Genomic DNA, 17,210 nt, shown 5'->3' with positions numbered 1-17,210 from the left:
TTATGAAGCAAACTACAAATTTCCCATATGATGTAGATGTAACTACGATTAACCTTGTGGATTTACCTCATGAGATAGATTACTTTAAGTACGAAGTGAATTTGCCAGATTACTATATTATGGATGATAAATTTACTGATGTAAATGATAATATTGATATTATTGCTGAAATCAACTGTTCAGCAACAATGTATAGAAAAGTATTTGCAACAAGTGACGATTTAAAACTCATTATTACTATCCCAAGAGATAAAGTAAGCTTAAATTTTACAGTTGATGTGTTATTAGTTTCTAACAAAGAATTTGAATGGGATTCACAAATTTTGCAAAAAGGGATGCCAATTGCACATTTTGGCTCTTTTAAAAAAGACATTGATAATAGGAGTACAGGATTGATTTCATTTGAAACTTCAGAGAGTAATGAATTATTTATATCAACTTCAGATCACACAATAAAAATAAAAATTCCGAAGAAGCAATATGAGTTTTTGTTAAAGAAACAAAACTCATTATTAATTAAAAAGGTGCTTACCTCTCAATTTGCACAAATTGCTTTGCTAGAAGCTTGCAAGGAGTTAAAGGGAAACTCAAAAAGAGATAATTTAATATGGTACAAGGAGTTGTTGAATCGATGGAGAAAATTCTCAGGTAGTGATGAGGATTACCCTCAGGAAACGGATCATTTACGATTTGTACAAGATTTGTTAGAAAAGCCAAGTATTAAGTTAATAGATTATTTAATAGCTGAAGAAAAACAAAACCAAGATGAGTAAGATATTTACAACAGAAAGTCTTTCATTATTAAGAGATGAATTTAAGAACTACGAAGCGCTAGATGACTTTTTAGCTAAATATAAAAACGAGACCTTCGATTTTCGTTTAGTAGACTTAGAGGATGATTCTAGTTATCCTGTTTTAAATGAGGAAGCAGTAGATCAATTTTATAGGTCATATAAAAACAATCCTAAAGATGAATTTTCGTTAGCAAAAATTTTATATGAAGCACTTCCCATAAATTCAAACCAAGCATCTAATAATTTGTATTGGTTATACCTTAATCTCGATTCTTTTTTTAGCTACATAAAAGAGCGTTGGATTCAGAAATTGGATGATGATGAGACTGAAGATGATCAGGGTTTGAAAAATGATATAGAAAGGTTTTTCTTGTCCCTTGAGCCATCTCAGAATAGCTTAATGAAGTCGCCAATTGCAGGTTTATGGTGGGCAATTCAATTAACAGTAGATGAAACCCTTGCTGATAAATATTACTACAGCAAAATTTTTCTTTCAGAAAGAAACTTAAGGGATAAAAACATTGGGTCATATCAGTTGATCAGAGATAGAAAAGTACTACAAGCGGCTTTAGATTTTTACCATAAATATAAAGATGCAGAACTAGATGGTAGAAGAATTGGTTCAGAAGCAATTGCACAGCAAATGATAAAAACTTTAAACCAAATAGGCGGTTTAACAGTATTGAGTTATTTAGAAAAGGATGAAGTGTTTGAAAAATTGGAAGCATATAAAGACACTGTTTTTCAAAGAGCAAGAAAAGTTCAATTAGGTAAAAAAGTATCAAGAAAACGTATAGAAGAAATAAAAAAGAAACAAGAAGGTTTCTTTGCAGGCGAAGAGAGTATTCCAAAAGATCCACAAAAAGAGCCTAAAAACCGAATTAAGGGTAGGGCTGAAAATAAAAAACAGACAAAAGAAAAAGCTTTAAAATATTTTAATTTAAGAACTAATGGAGAATATAATTTAACAGGCAATGCTGTTAAAGGTTTTGATTATCAAATGGGAATCGGTAAAAGTTGTAAAAACGGTTACTTACTTATTTGTTATAATGAATCAGGCTATATCAATAGAATAAAGGTTTCAGAATTATTTAAAAAGAAACGTAAACTTTACCAAAATGGCATTTATGGAGGTAATACTATAAATCGAATTTTATTAACTGAGGAGAAAGCTATAATTGGTATTATTTACCATAGTAATGGTTCTAAATACTTCAAGGCATTTCTTACAGATCAATTAAAAAGTAATAATGGTAATGTTGGGCTTCAAGGGTATAAAACAATGAGTGATGAATATGACACTTTAGAATACTTAATGTTACCTATAGAATTAGAAACTAAACTTACTAGACTTATTTTTAAGTCATTTAATGCTACGGGTAAGTCTTTTGATAATTCTACTTACAAAAAAGAGTTTGCAATAATTAATGATTATAGTGACAATGTTGAGTATAATCTTTTTTAATAGTGAATTAGTATGTCGGAGGAAAGAGAATTTATAGTTGGTGGCACTTATAATTGGTATGATCAAAATGTTGCGGCTGGTATTGATTTAATAGAAGCTTTTATAGAGCAGTGTGAAATATCAAATAGCTTTGCTATTACTGAATATCACAAATATAAACAGGTAGAAATAGAAGAATATGAACACGGTGCGAGTATTTCTACTCATTTTAGACTAATTGATGGTGATACGTTTAATGCAGAAGAAATTATGACTAATGTTTTTCCTAATATGAATAGGCACTCAACTTTGGTATTAATTATGAGCATGTTTGAAAAAACACTAAAAAATCTATGTGATAGAGTAAATACCTTATTTGAATTAAACAAACCATTTAAAAAAGTAAAACCAAGTTTACTATTAAGCATTAAATATTATTTAACTAATGAAGCAAATCTAGAATCAAATGAAATTTTAGAAAAGCAGTGGAGCGACTTAATGTGTTTGCAATCTATAAGAAATAATATTACTCATAATTTCGGATACCTTGAAGAAGGTAATAAATATGTAACGCGATACATTGATAATAATAAGAACTTAAGTTTGGCAGAGGACAATGAATTTCTTTTGAATCATGAGTTTTTAAAGGATTTAATTCCAAATTTTAGATCGTTTTGTTTGGAATTACAACAAGTGATAAGAGACAAGTCTAAGCGTAATTAATACCAAAACTATGGAAACACATTTTGAAATACTTATTGATGCTTCTGGTAGTATGGGTTTTATGAAAGGAAGCAAAGAACATGAAGATGAATATTTATTGCCAGATCAAAAAAGCACACGTACAGATTTAGTAAAAAAAATATTAATTGAATCGCTTCTCAATAATTTGTCTTTTGTTGAAATATTAGAAATTTCTTCATTCCGAAATAGCTATAATTTCGACGCAAAGGGAAATAGAAAAAAAAGTTATAAATGGGAAGTAAATAAAGAAGGTGTTAAAGAATATGTATGGTATTATCCTATGCCACACAAGTTACACCCAGTTTACAAAGATGGTTACAATAAAGAATCAATTATTACTGCAGTTAATTCAATTAAAAACCCTGAAATTGGAGGTACACCACTATGGTGGGCTTTATCTGTAACTATACATAAACCAGTTAATAAACTGAATATTTTGATTTTAAGTGATGGTGATGCTAATGATAAAGAAAATTTTGACGAAGAAATTTTAAGCCTAATAAAAGAGAAAAAGAAGGACTGTACAATTCATTTTATCGGTATAGCTCAAGACGATGTGGCTTTAAAGAAATCTAAAAATTTAGCAGAAAAAACAGGTGGTATTTATACCAATTTAAAGGCTTTAAATTATGATAAGGATGCATTAAATGTGCTGTTGTCTAAATTAAATACCACAATAGTAGCTAAGGCTTTAGATGATAATATAAAAGAAACCCAATCTATTGCAGCAATCAGCATAATTGAAAAACCTAAAATAGAAGGGAGAGAAAAAATTGTTGAAGACAAAAAGGTACTAGCAGAAGAAAAAGCAGCAGCCGCAGAAACTGACTCAACTGTTTTAGAAAAGCAAGTGCATAAAAACACAACATCTTTAGAATATATATCTAGTCAATTAAACAATATTTTGAGCCTTTTACACTCTAATGATCAAATTGAGGATGATGTTGTAGTAGTAGAAAACAAAATACATAATGAACGCATTGGTCGTTCAGCTGAAGAGTATTTATATGAAAAATTGCAAGAGCTTTTTAAGCGTGATTCTATTAAAGTGACTTGGTTAAACGAAAATGGAGAGCAAGGTAAGCCTTATGATTTTTTAGTGGAAAATGATAAAGACACATTTTATTATGAGTGCAAAGGATCAGCTTCTGATTTAAATGAATTTCAATTGACCAAAAATGAGTGGGATTTCTATTTAGAGAACAAAGGAAAATATAGGTTGTGTTATGTGAAAAATGTAGATTCTATTCCGCAATATGGGCGTTTTATGGATTTACTGAAAGATATGGAATCTCGTCAACTAATTCCATGTGCCAAACAAAACAAAGCTTATAAAGCTAATAGAGTTGTGTTTACAATTAATAATTCAAAGATAGCATGGATTTAATTTTAGGTAATTACCACGATAACATTAAATGCGAAAGTTTTTTAGACCCAGAAACAGGTCGTATTAGAGTAAGACCATTATCAAATCAAGGATTACCTACTAATATTGTAATCGAGTGCAGTAGTAAAGAACGCAAAGCACATCCAATCGGTACAAAGTTTAGAACAGAAAATGTGAAAGTATGTAAAAAGCCAACAGGTAGAACATACTTATATGCTAAAGATAAAATGATATATAAATTATAGAAGATGCCATTAGATTGCGTGTTTAATAATATTTTAAGATTTTAATAATAGTATGAGATTAGCAGCAGTTTTTATTGAAGATCAGGATTCAGATAATGGTGATTTAACTATTAATTTAGGGGGTTTTAATTATTATGATATTAAAGTTGGAAATGGTAGATGTAGAATTAATGCAGCAAAGAATGAAATCTTTGTAGATAATCTGTTTGATTTAAGTAATACAGTAACTAATATTTCTGCTATTGTTGGCAATAATGGAAGTGGAAAAACTTCATTAATATATAAAGTAATTGATCTATTAAATGGAAATTATACCACAGGTTTTACAATTTGGGAGGATAGAGATAGAAATGTATATATCAATAATTATAGATGGACAATTCCTATTTCTCACATCGGTTTTACACCTAAACCTCTTAAAAAAGAAATAGGGACTATATATTATTCACCATACTTAGATCATAAAATAAGAGCTTCGGGAATAGATATTAGTGCAGATCGTTACCTGCGTGAAGATTTAGTAAACATAGACTCAACTTATGATGCTAATACTAAAGTTGTAATCTCTGAAAGATTAAAGCGTGCAGATTATAAAAGATTTATAAAGTTTCAGAAATCTAAATTTGCAAAGAAAGTAATTGCTCAATATGGATTATTAAATGACAATTTATATAAGGTTGTATTTATTAGACATAAAATAAAGACTTCAGAAAGAGGTATAGACTTTGACGAGACACCTGATGATTTTAGAGACTTTTTATTTCGTTTGTTTAGTCAGATTCAGTCTGAATATGATTCAATCAATAGATCCGTTGCTACAGATGTTGAACGCTATGAACTTCATAAAAATTTATTCAAGAATATAATTTTGATGGATCTTTTTTGTTTGTTGATAAGACTGATGGAGAAAAGTAATTTCTATTTACAAGAAGGACATTTTGATAATCGGGAAGAGGCAAAAGAAATTATCAACTCTAATTTGTCAGCAACTGTAAAGTTTGAGTATTGGTTAAGAAATTACCATTATTCAAAAGGAGGAAAGCATCCTCTGCCAGATAAAGAGGTTTTAGCTATTTTATACTATTTAAACAATTATATTGACAATTTAGAATATGGCGAAGATGTAATACTACATTTAAATTGGGGTAAAAATTTCATTTTATTTGAGGAAAGCAACTTGAATGAATTATTAGACTTAAACGAGAGTCTATTAGCTGCTTTGCCAAAATATTATTTGGCAACTGAAAATGGTGATAAAAATATTTTTGATTCCGTAAGTGAATTACAGCATTTTGTTAGTCCAGAGTTTGCAGAACGCAGATTAAGCTCAGGGGAAACAGCTATGTTGAACTTGTATAGTAGACTCTACGATTTTTTTTCAAGGCATATACTAGATATTCAAACCATAAAAAAAGAAGATTATTATTTGTTATTTTTAGATGAGGCTGATTTAGGGTACCATCCGTCATGGAAGAGGTCGTTTGTTAATACAGTTATTGAGTTTTCTATAGATTTCTTTAAGGAATTAGGTGCTAAAGTGCAAATAGTATTTACGACACATGATCCTCTTTCATTAAGTGATATTCCTAATACCAATGTGATTTACTTGCATTCAGAAGTAAATAATAGAATATTAGGACTAGATAACCAATTAAGGCCAAGTGCTACATTTGCTGCAAACGTTAATGATCTATTAGGACACTCTTTTTTCCTTGACAATCTTCTCATTGGCGATTTTGCAAATTCTAAAATTAAATGGGTGATAAAATGGATTAATAGTAACAGAGACAAGAATGGTGATTATAATATAGACGAATTTACAGATGTAAAAAAAATTATTAAATTAATCGAAGAGCCTGTGTTAAGAAATAAATTGGTTGAAATGCTAAGTGATATTGAAGTGGATGAAGTATTTATAAATGATATGATCGAAAAACAAACAAATTATTTAAGAGATATCTTGAGAAGAAATCATAAAAAATGATATTTCTAGATCCATATAATCCTAAAATAGTTTCAGCAAAGAATAGCCATGCTGATAAGATATTGCCAATTGTATTAGAAAGGGTTGATGACTTGCCTAATGGTGAGTTGAAAGACTTTTTAAATGAATTTAGAATTAGAAGAATTTTAACCGATTTGCCAGATAGATTAGATGGACATCATCAGGATTGGTTAAGGACTATTAGCACTTTAAATATTGCTGAATGGGAGGATTATTTAAGAATTAAAAAAAAATGGGCTAGAAACAGGTTAAATCCTGAAAAACGGTTGCTCGCAAAGTATATTACTGTAGTAAATGAAATAAACTCTATTTTTAAGTATACTGGTGCATTCGCTAATAAAAAAACCTTGTATTCAACATATGATTTGGCTGAAAATTTAAATGTTAATACATGCGTTTATTGCAATAGGGTTTATACTAAGACAGTAATAAAACCTAAAAAAGTAACCAGACCAGAATTTGATCATTGGTTTCCAAAGGAAACTTATCCATTATTAGCATTATCATTTTATAATCTCATACCAAGTTGCCATATATGCAATAGTAGTACAAAGACAACCACGATAATGAATACAAGGGATTATCTTCATCCATATTTACCAGAGAATACAGATATTAGTTTTAGTTATTGGATAGAGAGTATAAACAAATACTGTTTCCATATTAAGAGGCCTTTTCCTTCTAAAGAGCATAATACAATAATCGCATTTAAACTAGAAGAGATTTATGAAACTCATACTGATGAAATTCATGACTTGGTGCGCCTCAGAAAACTCTACTCTGTCGATTACTTGCTAAAACTTAAAGGTTTACTATCAACAGTCGATAATAATGTCTCAATGGAAGAATTATATAGACTTGCATTCGGCACTCATGTTGAAGAAAAAAACTTTATTAAAAGACCTCTAAGTAAAATGAAGCGAGATATTTTGAAGGAACTAGGTATAATAAGTTAAATTTTGGTGTAAAATTTATACTAATTGGATTGTTTGATTTTTCTTAAATTTAAAAGATGGAAGAAGAGCCTAAGAATTATGCTAATCACGTAATTGTGATATTAATTATTCTTGCAATGATTTCATTTCTTCAGTTAGTTTTTAAAATGACTTAGTGTATTGTTTTACATGAATACTATATTTTGTTTAAAATTTATTTAAATAGTACATTATGATTGTGATTTTAGGATTATTAGTGTTTGCAGGTATTGTTGCATTGGTAATGAAGTTAAATTCAAATGAATCTCGAGGTTTAGGAAGAGAAAAAAAAACATCGATAGATAATAGATATTATGAAAGAGTTCATAATGAATCCCAAAGGAATGAAAAAACACACAATTCTGTTGTTTTAAGAGCTTCAAAAAACAGTTTAAATATTCAAAATTATAAAAGCAATAATGATAAGTATAAGTTTGATAATTGGAAGGGAGAAACCTTAAATTATCTGGAAAGAAGTTTATCAGTATCAGATTTATTAATTAAAAAAGAACCAAATAATATCAATTATGGTGATTTGCTTTTGTCTTTTGAATGGCGATATAAAAGACTTAGAATATTATTAAGAGACTGTTATAAATGTAGAGATTGTGGGTGTCGAGGTAGTTATAATCATGTGCATCACAACTATTACGTTAAAGATAAACTTCCATGGAATCTCAATGATGAAGCACTTGTAACCTTGTGCGCTGAATGTCATTCAAAAAGACATTTAAATAAAACTATACCAGTCTATGGAGATGAGTATAATAAAAATGAAGTGTCGAGTGCAAATCCAATCTGCAATAGATGTGGTGGTATGGGGTATATCCCTCAATATTGGTATTATGATAATGGAATTTGTTTTAAGTGTAATGGAAATTTAATTTCAGAAACTGTTTTCCAAAAAGTTTTAGAGTCAAGATATAAAACGTTGGATAAATATGATAAAAATAACAACTTAGTCAGAGACAGAGCAAGGTCTTTCATTATGAAATTGACTGATGATGAGTTAAAGTATAAGTTGCCAAATGTTCAAAAATATATTATGCAACCACCAACACAAACTTTTATAGATAATGATTTACCGTTTTAATAATTTTGGTGGAAATAACATCAAAATAAATTGTCTTATTAACACGTGTAAGATGTATTGCTAATAAAACGAGTGAGTTAAATTCTGTTGGTGAGATTTATATATAATATTATTTTTAGTCGATCTAAATTTTGTTGACAACTAAAATTTTGAGGTAAATTATATGTTTTAAGAAGACGTAAACATATCTGGCTTAACGAACAATTCTACCAATTATATACATTTTTAATTTAAAGACATTTATAATAATTGTAGCTCTGTATGAACTGAAGAGTTCTTTTTTGAAACATTATCTAATAATGATAATTTAAAAGTATTTAGACTTTATCCAAACCCAAGTAATGGAAGAATAAATATTGTTGCAATAAACTATGAAGGCTCTTTAAAAATTTATAATAATCTATTTCAATTAATAATGTCTTATGAGGATATACCAAGTGAGGTTGACATTAATCATTTAGAAGGCGGTTTATATCTGTTTGAGATTTAAAGTGAAGAAAAAATTTTTCAAAGGAATGTTATTATGAATTAGTTGTTATATTTGAAAATTAACTATTAATCAGAGTACACAATACAGTACACGATTTTATAGCGGAAAGGTTAAAAAAGGTTGCTTTTTGGTAAAAATATCAAACTCATAACCCGAAGGTCACTGGTTCGAGTCCAGTTCCCGCTACTAAGTGTAAATCACTCTAAAATCAACGGTTTAGTTCACTCTAAACCGTTTTTTTATGCAAAGTATTTATGAATTGGTTACCTTAGACTGTCAAAATGAACACGATTTGGAACACAAAACAAAATTTTCTACACCAAAAATCTTTGATGCTAAAGGTGACCTGAGTAAGCGTTGGTACATTTACTTCTCTTATCGCAATCCTCGAACGGGTAAGCTCAAGAGAATGAAAAATATTTACGGAAAAGCTCACCGCTTTAAAACTAAAGAGTCACGTTATTCCGTTTTGAACCTTTACAAAAGGAGATTGCTCAAACTTTTAAAAGAGGGATATAATCCATTTGAAGATAATACAAAGTTTCATAGTGAGAAACTTAAGGTGATTTCTCAAAAAGCAACCATTCTGCAACCAAAACAGAATATGAATCAAACAGTTTTAGATTCTCAGCAACCGAAATTTGATGCGGTTGATATTTACCAACCAAATTCTCAACCAAAAACGGTTTTGGTTGAAGGTTTAAAAAAGAAAACTGTAGTAGACGAATTGGCAACAGCTAAAGGACATACAATAGATGAAGCCCTTGATAGAGCTCTACTGTTGAAGATAAATATTGTTAGTAAAACCACTTTAAATGATTATAAAAGTAGAATCAACCAATTAAAGAAATGGTTGAAGGCTAACAATAAAGATATAATTTATTGCAACCAAATAAGTAAGAAAATGGTTGTTGAATTTTTAAATTATATACAATTAAAAACATCAGCAAGAAATCGTAATAATTATAGAACAGTTTTTAGTAGCATATTTCAAATTCTTGAGGATAATGAAATCATTGAGAAGAATTTTATCTCTCAAATTAAATCTATTAAAACGCAACCGAAACGAAATAAAACCTATTCTATTAAAGAACAGGAAGCAATATTTGAATATTTAGAGGTTAATGATCAATTATTGCTACTTTATATAAAATTTGTTTCTTATAATCTTTTGAGACCAATAGAGGTATGTCGATTAAGAGTAAAGGATATAAATTTAGAAGAAAAAAAACTTCAAGTTCAAGCCAAAAACAAGATTTTAAAGACAAAAATTATTCCTGATAAACTATTTAAAGAATTACCAGATTTATCAAAAATGGATGGTGAATTATTACTGTTTACACCAGATAAATTATGTGGTCATTGGGATACAGAACTGATTAATCGAAGGAATTACTTTAGTAATCGTTTTAAAACGATTGTTAAAGACCATTTTGGATATAATGAAAATTATGGACTGTATAGTTTTAGGCATACATTTATCACTAAACTATACAGAGGCATGGTGAAGAATTCATCACCATATAATGCAAAGAGCGAGCTTATGGAGATAACAGGACATACAACCATGACTGCGTTAGAAAAGTATCTAAGAGATATCGATGCGCAATTGCCTGAGGATTATTCTAATTTATTATAAATATGGCGCTACATAAAGATATGCAGAAACTCATTTTGACGATTAGGGAACCAATAATTTTCTTTCTCCCAAGAAATATTTTAGAAGAAGTTATGAATAAGGATTTTGGTGAATTAGAAGCCTTAGGTTTGCTTAATACATTATTTATAACTAATGCAGCTGGTGAGACAAAACCTTTCTTTAATAACACAGAACTTCTTCAAATTTTGAATAAAGAGAAACTTCTTAAATCTAATATTTTTGAACTATTAGATCTAAGAACTAAATTAGATAAGTCTGCTTTTAATTACTTAATAGATGATTATTTTAAAGAGTTGAGTACTTGGATAAATACGACGGAAATTGTTGAAAGAGAAGCTAAAATTCATGTGATTAATTATAATGCTGAAGTACAAGTTTATCTAAAACTCCAGAATCAAGTATTATTAAATCATCAAGCAGAGTTAAAAAGTCATTTTGGTGATGGGAAATCATGGTTTGAGGTTGAACGTGTATTTAAGAATAGTCTTTATGATATCAATAAAGATGATAATAAAGAAGAAATATCAGAACTTAAACCATCTATTGTTCGAAAAGGTAAAGCAGATATTCTTAAAACCAAAAAAAAGAAATCAAGATTATTAGTCATTAAGGAAGCCGAAGTAGATCAATATCTTTTAGAAACAGTTTTCAATGTGAATTTAGCGAAAATTAAAAACTCAAAATAGAGTATATGATGTGATTTAGCGTTAAACAAACGTTTGTTTGACGCATAATAACAAAAAAAGCACTTTGTATATGAAGATTATTATAAAGAATAAATGCTATAAATTACTGGAACATGGCGTAATATTAAAATTTTTATCTTATTGAAGATAGAATTAAAAAAATATGTAAAAATACTAACTGCACTACTGCTATCGTGTTTTTCCGTGCTTAGTTAGGTGTTTCAATATCTAACATTTATAAAACATAAAACAGCAATTTTTTTATACGATGTTGTGCGCTGGATTTTTTCTATTTAATTGCGTTTCTACTATTTTTTCCAATTCTAATTTTTTAAAATCGAACCAATCTTGCCTAAAACCCGAGGTATCAATTGAATTTTTAAAGTTCTTAAATGGATTTTTATTTTCTAAAATCGTTTTCAATTTCGTTTTAAATACAACGTCATCAATTTGCTCTATAAATTGTTCCATTATTTTAAAAGACTCAAAACTTTCTAAAACCTCAATTTTTATTAAATGCGTTTTGTTTTTCTGAACTGCTTTTAAGTCCGCTTTAAAACATTCTCGAAATTCATCTTCATCCGGGAAGTTTGAAAAATTAGGAATAGCTATTATTTCGTCAGTTTTAGAGTTGTAGTAACAATTATTTCCGCAATCTAATTCTTGTGCAATTTCTTTAATTATTTTCGACTTGGAATTTTCCATTTCAAATTAGAGGGTTTTCCGTTAGAGTTAAAATTAGTATTTATTTTTAATTGAATTATTTTATGTCCGTATTTGAATATTTATTGATGTGTTTTTGGGCTTGCGCACAGCAGTTAAGTTATTGTTATGTAGCGAATAACAGTTCTATTTTTCATGGTTGATAGACTAAAGATAGTAAAAGGTCAGGAATTTCCCAGCAAAAAATCTAACGTAAAGAACTATATGTGATACTCGCTCGATTTTTTTGCATTTAAGATTTTGATATTCAGCCTGATGTAAACATTTATTTTTATATGTTCAGTTTTTCTGATTTATCTGTCTTAAAAATCAAAAAAAAAATCTCCAAAAAATAAACTAGGAGAAAATGCACGAATGAATTGCGGCTAACGTGTTTGTGTATGGTTAGTTGCGTGGTTAAGCAACTAAGTTAGTAAACATTTACGTACCCGTGAAAATTCCGCAGGAATTTTCGCAAGTAGGCTAGGACATAGCAATTAATTATACACGGTGTTGCCAGTAGTTTTTATTCCACTATAAATTCTCTTTCAAACCAAGATTCTACTTCTCCATATCTTCCGTAGAATTTTAAAAGACCATCTATTTTATATGTTCCACTTTGTAATGAATCAAATTCAATATCAGCAAAAGAATAGTTGTCTTTTAATTTGAAATAAACCTTTTTTTCCTGTCCATTGAACTTAATACTGTTTATTACAACGTGTCTATTTTCAGTTATTGATTGTCCAAACTTCGAGGTCAAAGTAAGTTTAATTCCGTTTTCAGTTTTACTTGTAATAATGCTATCAACTGCTCTTTCAAATTTAGGTTCTGTAGAAGTAAAACCATTTGCATATTCAAAAGCATTAATCGTTGCAATTACAAGTCTGTTCTTTAAATAATTTAGAACCAACTCATTTGAATTTGTTTTTGGTTGTTCAAATTCTTGAAATGAATAATCTTCTATATGTTTTACGATTTTTTTAAGTTCACGCAAGATGTGGTTTGATTCTGCGATTGTCTTTTCCAAATCAAATTCTTTATTTAAAATCGCATTGTCTATTTTGAAAATCAATTTATCAAGTTGTGAATCCAACTGATTTAGTTCCTCAATCTTTAGCGAAGGTTTTTCTTGAATTAAGGTATAATAATCTGCTCTGTTCGAGTCTAAAATTCTATTGCTGAATTCATAATTCGTTTTTAAAAATGAGTTCATTTCATTCAATTCTTCTTGTTGATTATTACAAGAGAAAAGAGTGGAAATGGCAATAAAATAAACTAAAAAGTGGTTTTTCATTTAATCAATAAATATCAATGTTTTCGGTTTGGTCAAATTACTGGCAACGGTCGTGTATATGGCTCGTAGCGTGTAAAATAGTGATAACTATTCGGTTGAGCACAAGCCAGATTTTTAAATTTTACTATTTATCTTTTTTATTGGAAATCGTCAAATTTAAAAATTTGGCGACTTTCCAAATACGCCTTAATTTCGATTAAGCAACTTATTAGCTATGAGCTATATACGTTGTTGCCCACAGTATTTTTTCAGTATATTGGTGCGTCAAATTTCACAATTATTGTATCATTCTCAATCTCAAAATCTACCCAATGGTCAAGTGAACCTCCATTTGTATAATATCCGCCACCACTAATTTCCTTTTTTCCATTCGCACGATTAAAAGTAAGTGAATATGCTCCATCAGCCTTATTCTTCTTCATTGATAAAAATTCAGTCGCACTTTTATTTGGTTCTATTCGGTCAATTTTTATTATTTCAATTCTTTCAGTCGTTGTGAATTCAACATTCGTTATCGGTTCGTTTGTGTTGTTTTTTATTTTTACTTCAATTCCGTCATCTTTAAACATAAAGCACGAACTTAAAGTTAAGCATAATATTAAATATAAAATCCTTTTCACGTTTTCTTAATCTGTTTTTATAAATTCCAAAACTTCATCCATTGTATCGCTCTTTGCGTGAACTTTTACTCGATTTCCATTCGTTTCCACAATTTCGCAATAAATTTTCTTTCCAATTACGCTACTCACGTCTTTTGGATGATTTAAAATCTCTTTGTAAGTCATTGTATATTCACAATCCGAAGTCCATTCAATTGCGGTTTTCACTACAATTTTGTCATTTGGATTTGTCTCGATTTGCATATTTTCAGTCCGCACAATTTTCTCAGGCATTCCTTCTTTAGCATAGCGAAATTCGCCAGTTTTAAATTCGGCACAATTATTTTCTTGTGCGCAACTGCTCAATGTTAAGAGTAGAATTATTAATGTGAAAATGGTTTTTTTCATATTGTGGGCAACGTGATTGTGTATGGTTAGTTGCGTGGTTTAGCGACTAAGTTAGCAAACTTTTACGAACCCGTGAAAATTCCGCAGGAATTTTCGCAAGTAGGGAAGAACCCAGCAATTAATTATACACGGTGTTGTGTGTAGGCTTTTTTTTATTCCACTCAATTATTTTCAGTTTCAGCTATCAGTTTTGTTATTTTCGGTTGTAAAATCCAAACTCCAATTATTAAAAATAAAGTTAATATTAAATTCACTAAATAGTCAGAAAACTTCACTGCTCTTTTCAGTTCAATTATTGCAAGTGTTTTGCAAGAAAAAACTATTGTTTGAAAGAATGCAAAAAACATATAGAGTGTAATCGGCATTAGTAAAATCGTTTGAGTATTAAATTCCGGTTGAGTATTTTCAACAGTTTGTTCAGGCGAAAGTAAAAATGAGACGATTAATAAAATCGGAAATAAAATTATGTTAATTTTAAATAGTTTCGTGTCCAAAGTCGGAAGTTTTAGATATTCCAATTTTTCTTGTCCATAAATTCCAATAGCATAAGTCCAAATAAGAAAAGTAATTAGACCTATAAATCTGATAATTTCCTGCAAAGGACTTGGTGATGACCAAGCAGCAGTCAGAACTATCAGAATAAATAGTTGCCAATGTTTAAATTTCAAGATTTTTTTCATTCGTTAGTTCTGATTTTTAGCTTACACACAACGTTTTTGTGTATGGTTAGTTGCGTGGTTAAGCAACTAAATTAGTGAACTTTTACGAACCCGTGAATATTCCGCAGGAATATTCGCAAGTAGGGAAGAACAAAGCAATTAATTATACACGGTGTTGTACACAGGTTTTTATTCAGTTACTTTTCTGAAGTAGGTTTTATATTTTTTTCTAGTCCAAAACTGTTTTAGTCTTCTTAAGTCTAGATTTCCGTTACTTTTTACGCGATAAAGTTTTTCTTTTTTCCAGAATAATTTTTTCGGTGGTTTTGTTCTATTTTGTCCGCCACTTGTTATTTGCGAAAGTATATGTTCATTAAATTCAATCCGGTTTGATTTTTGGTCAGATGATAAAACTAATGAGTCTTTGATTATTTTATTAGCAGAATTTCTAATTTGCAAAGTGTCCATTATAAGTTTAGGGTTCAGGTATATTGTGTCATTTCTAAATCTCCATTTTCCTATTGTCCAACTTGATGAAAGGTCAAAACTGTACTTATGTATAAAGGTTGAATCAGCTTTTAATTCGATTCTGTCAGTAAATCGGTCACGATAAATCCCAACAATTTCATTCTGTTCAGACTTTATAATACTTTTATTGCTAGAACAAGAAAGAGCAAGTATTAAAACAAATAAAGCAATCAGTTTTTTTTCAGAAGATTTCATATTCCGTATTTGGTTTTAACGAAACTAAATTTAATTCCGAAAGAATAAAAGTCAGATTTAGTAAATGAGCTATTTCATTGAGTGAAGTACTGTTTTTCTTGATTTGGTCAACTTGTGTACAACGTGTTTGTGTATGGTTAGTTGCGTGGTTAAGCAACTAATTTAGCAAATAAATCACAGATAGAATATTCCGCAGGAATGTTCGTAAGTCGGCAGTGACCTAGCAATTAATTATACACGGTGTTGTAACCAGTTTTTTTATTTTAATTCAGCCAATTTTTTTATTGATGTCTTGTTTGCATAATAAATCTCATTGTTTATTACCCAAGGTCCAGCAGTTTTAATATTCCTAAAGTACTTTTTTTTATCATTTGGTAAGGAATAAATTACTAAAGATGAGTTATTGGATGCAATTAGTTTATCGTCATTAATGAAAAGTAACTCAAAATAATTATCTGGTAATGTATATCTTTCTTTTATTACTAAACTTTTAGTATCCAATTCGAAAACTTGGTTCTTGAAATTAAAGAAAACAATATTCTCTTTATTAGGAACAATTCTGGAAGAGTGGTCAATGTTTTGTTCCAATTGCCAATTTAGTTTCAAATCATCTTTACTTATAGAGAAAATTTCTCGTTCCATAATTGATTGACCAGCTCCAAAGATTAAATTATTTTGAACAAGCACTAAATTTGTTACCACAGTTTTCGGTAAATCTATTTCACTTATTCTTGATTTGTTATTTAAGTTGAAAGAAAATAAAGTGGTTTTAATATCTGGTTTGAAATTCCCTGCAACAAAAAGCGTATCATTATTTATTAAAATTTTTGGATTACCTAAAATTGTTGATGAGGAAGGTAATAAAGACCATAATATTTGCCCTGTAGATTTAGAAAAAGAATAAGAACCATACAAAGAAGATGCTATTATTTCGTTATTGTGTGAAAGCAAATCATAGGTTCTACCTGTGAAATTTTCTTTTATTATAAAATTGACTTCTCCATTTATTTTGTCAATGGAAACTACTGTATTTGGTGTTGTATAATATATACTATTTCCTGAATCTAGAACTTTAATCGACAGATTGTAAAGTTTTTTATGTTCCCAAATTTTTTCTTTAGTAATGGAATTTTCTTTTATGATATAACCATCGTAATTTTCGTAGAATTGAAATGAATTTTCTATAGATATTAATTCAGAAATACTACTACTAAAAACGCCAGAACCTTTATTTTTACAAGCGTAGACTAAACAAAAAAGTATTAAAAGTACCTTATAATGTGATTTAATCATCCGTTAA

17 protein-coding genes and 1 pseudogene are annotated in these 17,210 nt (G+C 29.1%); 11 read left to right on the top strand and 7 right to left on the bottom strand.

The window, feature by feature from the left end; genetic code table 11:
- The first annotated feature begins 2 nt into the window (after positions 1-2).
- The 11 genes and pseudogenes from HM992_RS18930 to HM992_RS18885 all read left to right on the top strand — a co-directional run bounded on the left by HM992_RS18930 (position 3) and on the right by HM992_RS18885 (position 11,522).
- On the top strand, positions 3-773 hold the full coding sequence (locus HM992_RS18930; RefSeq protein WP_179321181.1) for a hypothetical protein: 771 nt from the start codon (positions 3-5) through the stop codon (positions 771-773).
- Positions 766-2,259 carry a DUF6339 family protein gene (locus HM992_RS18925; protein ID WP_179321180.1) on the top strand — a complete coding sequence of 498 codons (1,494 nt, stop codon included), beginning with the start codon at positions 766-768 and terminating at the stop codon, positions 2,257-2,259. The genes HM992_RS18930 and HM992_RS18925 overlap by 8 nt, the downstream gene beginning before the upstream one ends.
- 12 nt (positions 2,260-2,271) lie before the next feature.
- Positions 2,272-2,961, top strand: a complete 690-nt coding sequence (locus tag HM992_RS18920; RefSeq protein WP_179321179.1) for a hypothetical protein — start codon at positions 2,272-2,274, stop codon at positions 2,959-2,961.
- A gap of 10 nt (positions 2,962-2,971) precedes the next feature.
- Complete coding sequence (locus tag HM992_RS18915) at positions 2,972-4,369, top strand: protein NO VEIN domain-containing protein (protein WP_179321178.1); 1,398 nt, start codon at positions 2,972-2,974, stop codon at positions 4,367-4,369.
- Entirely contained in the window at positions 4,360-4,614 is a 255-nt protein-coding gene (locus HM992_RS18910; RefSeq protein ID WP_179321177.1) for a hypothetical protein, read from the top strand. The genes HM992_RS18915 and HM992_RS18910 overlap by 10 nt, the downstream gene beginning before the upstream one ends.
- A gap of 52 nt (positions 4,615-4,666) precedes the next feature.
- Positions 4,667-6,598, top strand: a complete 1,932-nt coding sequence (locus tag HM992_RS18905) for an AAA family ATPase (protein WP_179321176.1) — start codon at positions 4,667-4,669, stop codon at positions 6,596-6,598.
- Positions 6,595-7,575, top strand: a complete 981-nt coding sequence (locus HM992_RS18900) for a hypothetical protein (RefSeq protein WP_179321175.1) — start codon at positions 6,595-6,597, stop codon at positions 7,573-7,575. Before HM992_RS18905 ends, HM992_RS18900 begins: the two co-directional genes overlap by 4 nt.
- A gap of 211 nt (positions 7,576-7,786) precedes the next feature.
- A complete protein-coding gene (locus HM992_RS18895; protein ID WP_179321174.1) occupies positions 7,787-8,686 on the top strand; it encodes an HNH endonuclease in 900 nt (299 codons plus the stop codon).
- Positions 8,687-9,020: 334 nt separating this feature from the next.
- A pseudogene (locus HM992_RS19965) lies at positions 9,021-9,176 on the top strand (hypothetical protein); the annotation flags it as partial.
- 241 nt (positions 9,177-9,417) lie between these two features.
- On the top strand, positions 9,418-10,815 hold the full coding sequence (locus HM992_RS18890) for a tyrosine-type recombinase/integrase (protein ID WP_179321173.1): 1,398 nt from the start codon (positions 9,418-9,420) through the stop codon (positions 10,813-10,815).
- A 20-nt stretch (positions 10,816-10,835) separates the two neighbouring features.
- Positions 10,836-11,522: a hypothetical protein gene (locus HM992_RS18885; RefSeq protein ID WP_229720567.1), complete on the top strand. Its 687-nt coding sequence runs from the start codon at positions 10,836-10,838 to the stop codon at positions 11,520-11,522.
- 261 nt (positions 11,523-11,783) lie between these two features.
- Here HM992_RS18885 and HM992_RS18880 read toward each other — a convergent pair whose 3' ends face one another.
- From HM992_RS18880 to HM992_RS18850, 7 genes are all read right to left on the bottom strand, one after another.
- Complete coding sequence (locus tag HM992_RS18880) at positions 11,784-12,227, bottom strand: UPF0158 family protein (protein ID WP_179321171.1); 444 nt, start codon at positions 12,225-12,227, stop codon at positions 11,784-11,786.
- A gap of 523 nt (positions 12,228-12,750) precedes the next feature.
- On the bottom strand, positions 12,751-13,521 hold the full coding sequence (locus HM992_RS18875; RefSeq protein ID WP_179321170.1) for a hypothetical protein: 771 nt from the start codon (positions 13,519-13,521) through the stop codon (positions 12,751-12,753).
- 248 nt (positions 13,522-13,769) lie between these two features.
- The gene (locus tag HM992_RS18870) at positions 13,770-14,090 is read right to left on the bottom strand and encodes a hypothetical protein (RefSeq protein ID WP_103192973.1); all 321 of its coding nucleotides are present in this window, start codon (positions 14,088-14,090) and stop codon (positions 13,770-13,772) included.
- Between the two features lie 57 nt (positions 14,091-14,147).
- Positions 14,148-14,528 (bottom strand): hypothetical protein, encoded by a 381-nt coding sequence (locus tag HM992_RS18865; protein ID WP_179321169.1) that lies wholly within the window; start codon positions 14,526-14,528, stop codon positions 14,148-14,150.
- Between the two features lie 161 nt (positions 14,529-14,689).
- Positions 14,690-15,208 (bottom strand): hypothetical protein, encoded by a 519-nt coding sequence (locus HM992_RS18860; RefSeq protein ID WP_179321168.1) that lies wholly within the window; start codon positions 15,206-15,208, stop codon positions 14,690-14,692.
- Positions 15,209-15,376: 168 nt separating this feature from the next.
- A complete protein-coding gene (locus tag HM992_RS18855) occupies positions 15,377-15,910 on the bottom strand; it encodes a hypothetical protein (protein ID WP_179321167.1) in 534 nt (177 codons plus the stop codon).
- Positions 15,911-16,168: 258 nt separating this feature from the next.
- Positions 16,169-17,203, bottom strand: a complete 1,035-nt coding sequence (locus HM992_RS18850) for a PQQ-binding-like beta-propeller repeat protein (protein WP_179321166.1) — start codon at positions 17,201-17,203, stop codon at positions 16,169-16,171.
- Positions 17,204-17,210: the final 7 nt, after the last annotated feature.

This window comes from Winogradskyella helgolandensis (genome assembly GCF_013404085.1).
In the GTDB taxonomy this organism is placed as follows: Bacteria; Bacteroidota; Bacteroidia; order Flavobacteriales; family Flavobacteriaceae; genus Winogradskyella; species Winogradskyella helgolandensis.
The sequence above is the reverse complement of the archived record's forward strand: the minus strand, read 5'-3'. Positions and strand labels throughout refer to the sequence as shown.

What these genes read in the sequence shown, in the direction of transcription:
- HM992_RS18925 (WP_179321180.1), top strand. Translation starts at nt 766, where the DNA reads ATGAGTAAGATATTTACAACAGAAAGTCTTTCATTATTAAGAGATGAA.
- HM992_RS18865 (WP_179321169.1), bottom strand. Translation starts at nt 14,528, where the DNA reads ATGAAAAAAACCATTTTCACATTAATAATTCTACTCTTAACATTGAGC.
- HM992_RS18905 (WP_179321176.1), top strand. Translation starts at nt 4,667, where the DNA reads ATGAGATTAGCAGCAGTTTTTATTGAAGATCAGGATTCAGATAATGGT.
- HM992_RS18880 (WP_179321171.1), bottom strand. Translation starts at nt 12,227, where the DNA reads ATGGAAAATTCCAAGTCGAAAATAATTAAAGAAATTGCACAAGAATTA.
- HM992_RS18890 (WP_179321173.1), top strand. Translation starts at nt 9,418, where the DNA reads ATGCAAAGTATTTATGAATTGGTTACCTTAGACTGTCAAAATGAACAC.
- HM992_RS18850 (WP_179321166.1), bottom strand. Translation starts at nt 17,203, where the DNA reads ATGATTAAATCACATTATAAGGTACTTTTAATACTTTTTTGTTTAGTC.
- HM992_RS18915 (WP_179321178.1), top strand. Translation starts at nt 2,972, where the DNA reads ATGGAAACACATTTTGAAATACTTATTGATGCTTCTGGTAGTATGGGT.
- HM992_RS18930 (WP_179321181.1), top strand. Translation starts at nt 3, where the DNA reads ATGAAGCAAACTACAAATTTCCCATATGATGTAGATGTAACTACGATT.
- HM992_RS18910 (WP_179321177.1), top strand. Translation starts at nt 4,360, where the DNA reads ATGGATTTAATTTTAGGTAATTACCACGATAACATTAAATGCGAAAGT.
- HM992_RS18855 (WP_179321167.1), bottom strand. Translation starts at nt 15,910, where the DNA reads ATGAAATCTTCTGAAAAAAAACTGATTGCTTTATTTGTTTTAATACTT.
- HM992_RS18870 (WP_103192973.1), bottom strand. Translation starts at nt 14,090, where the DNA reads ATGTTTAAAGATGACGGAATTGAAGTAAAAATAAAAAACAACACAAAC.
- HM992_RS18885 (WP_229720567.1), top strand. Translation starts at nt 10,836, where the DNA reads ATGCAGAAACTCATTTTGACGATTAGGGAACCAATAATTTTCTTTCTC.
- HM992_RS18895 (WP_179321174.1), top strand. Translation starts at nt 7,787, where the DNA reads ATGATTGTGATTTTAGGATTATTAGTGTTTGCAGGTATTGTTGCATTG.
- HM992_RS18900 (WP_179321175.1), top strand. Translation starts at nt 6,595, where the DNA reads ATGATATTTCTAGATCCATATAATCCTAAAATAGTTTCAGCAAAGAAT.
- HM992_RS18860 (WP_179321168.1), bottom strand. Translation starts at nt 15,208, where the DNA reads ATGAAAAAAATCTTGAAATTTAAACATTGGCAACTATTTATTCTGATA.
- HM992_RS18875 (WP_179321170.1), bottom strand. Translation starts at nt 13,521, where the DNA reads ATGAAAAACCACTTTTTAGTTTATTTTATTGCCATTTCCACTCTTTTC.
- HM992_RS18920 (WP_179321179.1), top strand. Translation starts at nt 2,272, where the DNA reads ATGTCGGAGGAAAGAGAATTTATAGTTGGTGGCACTTATAATTGGTAT.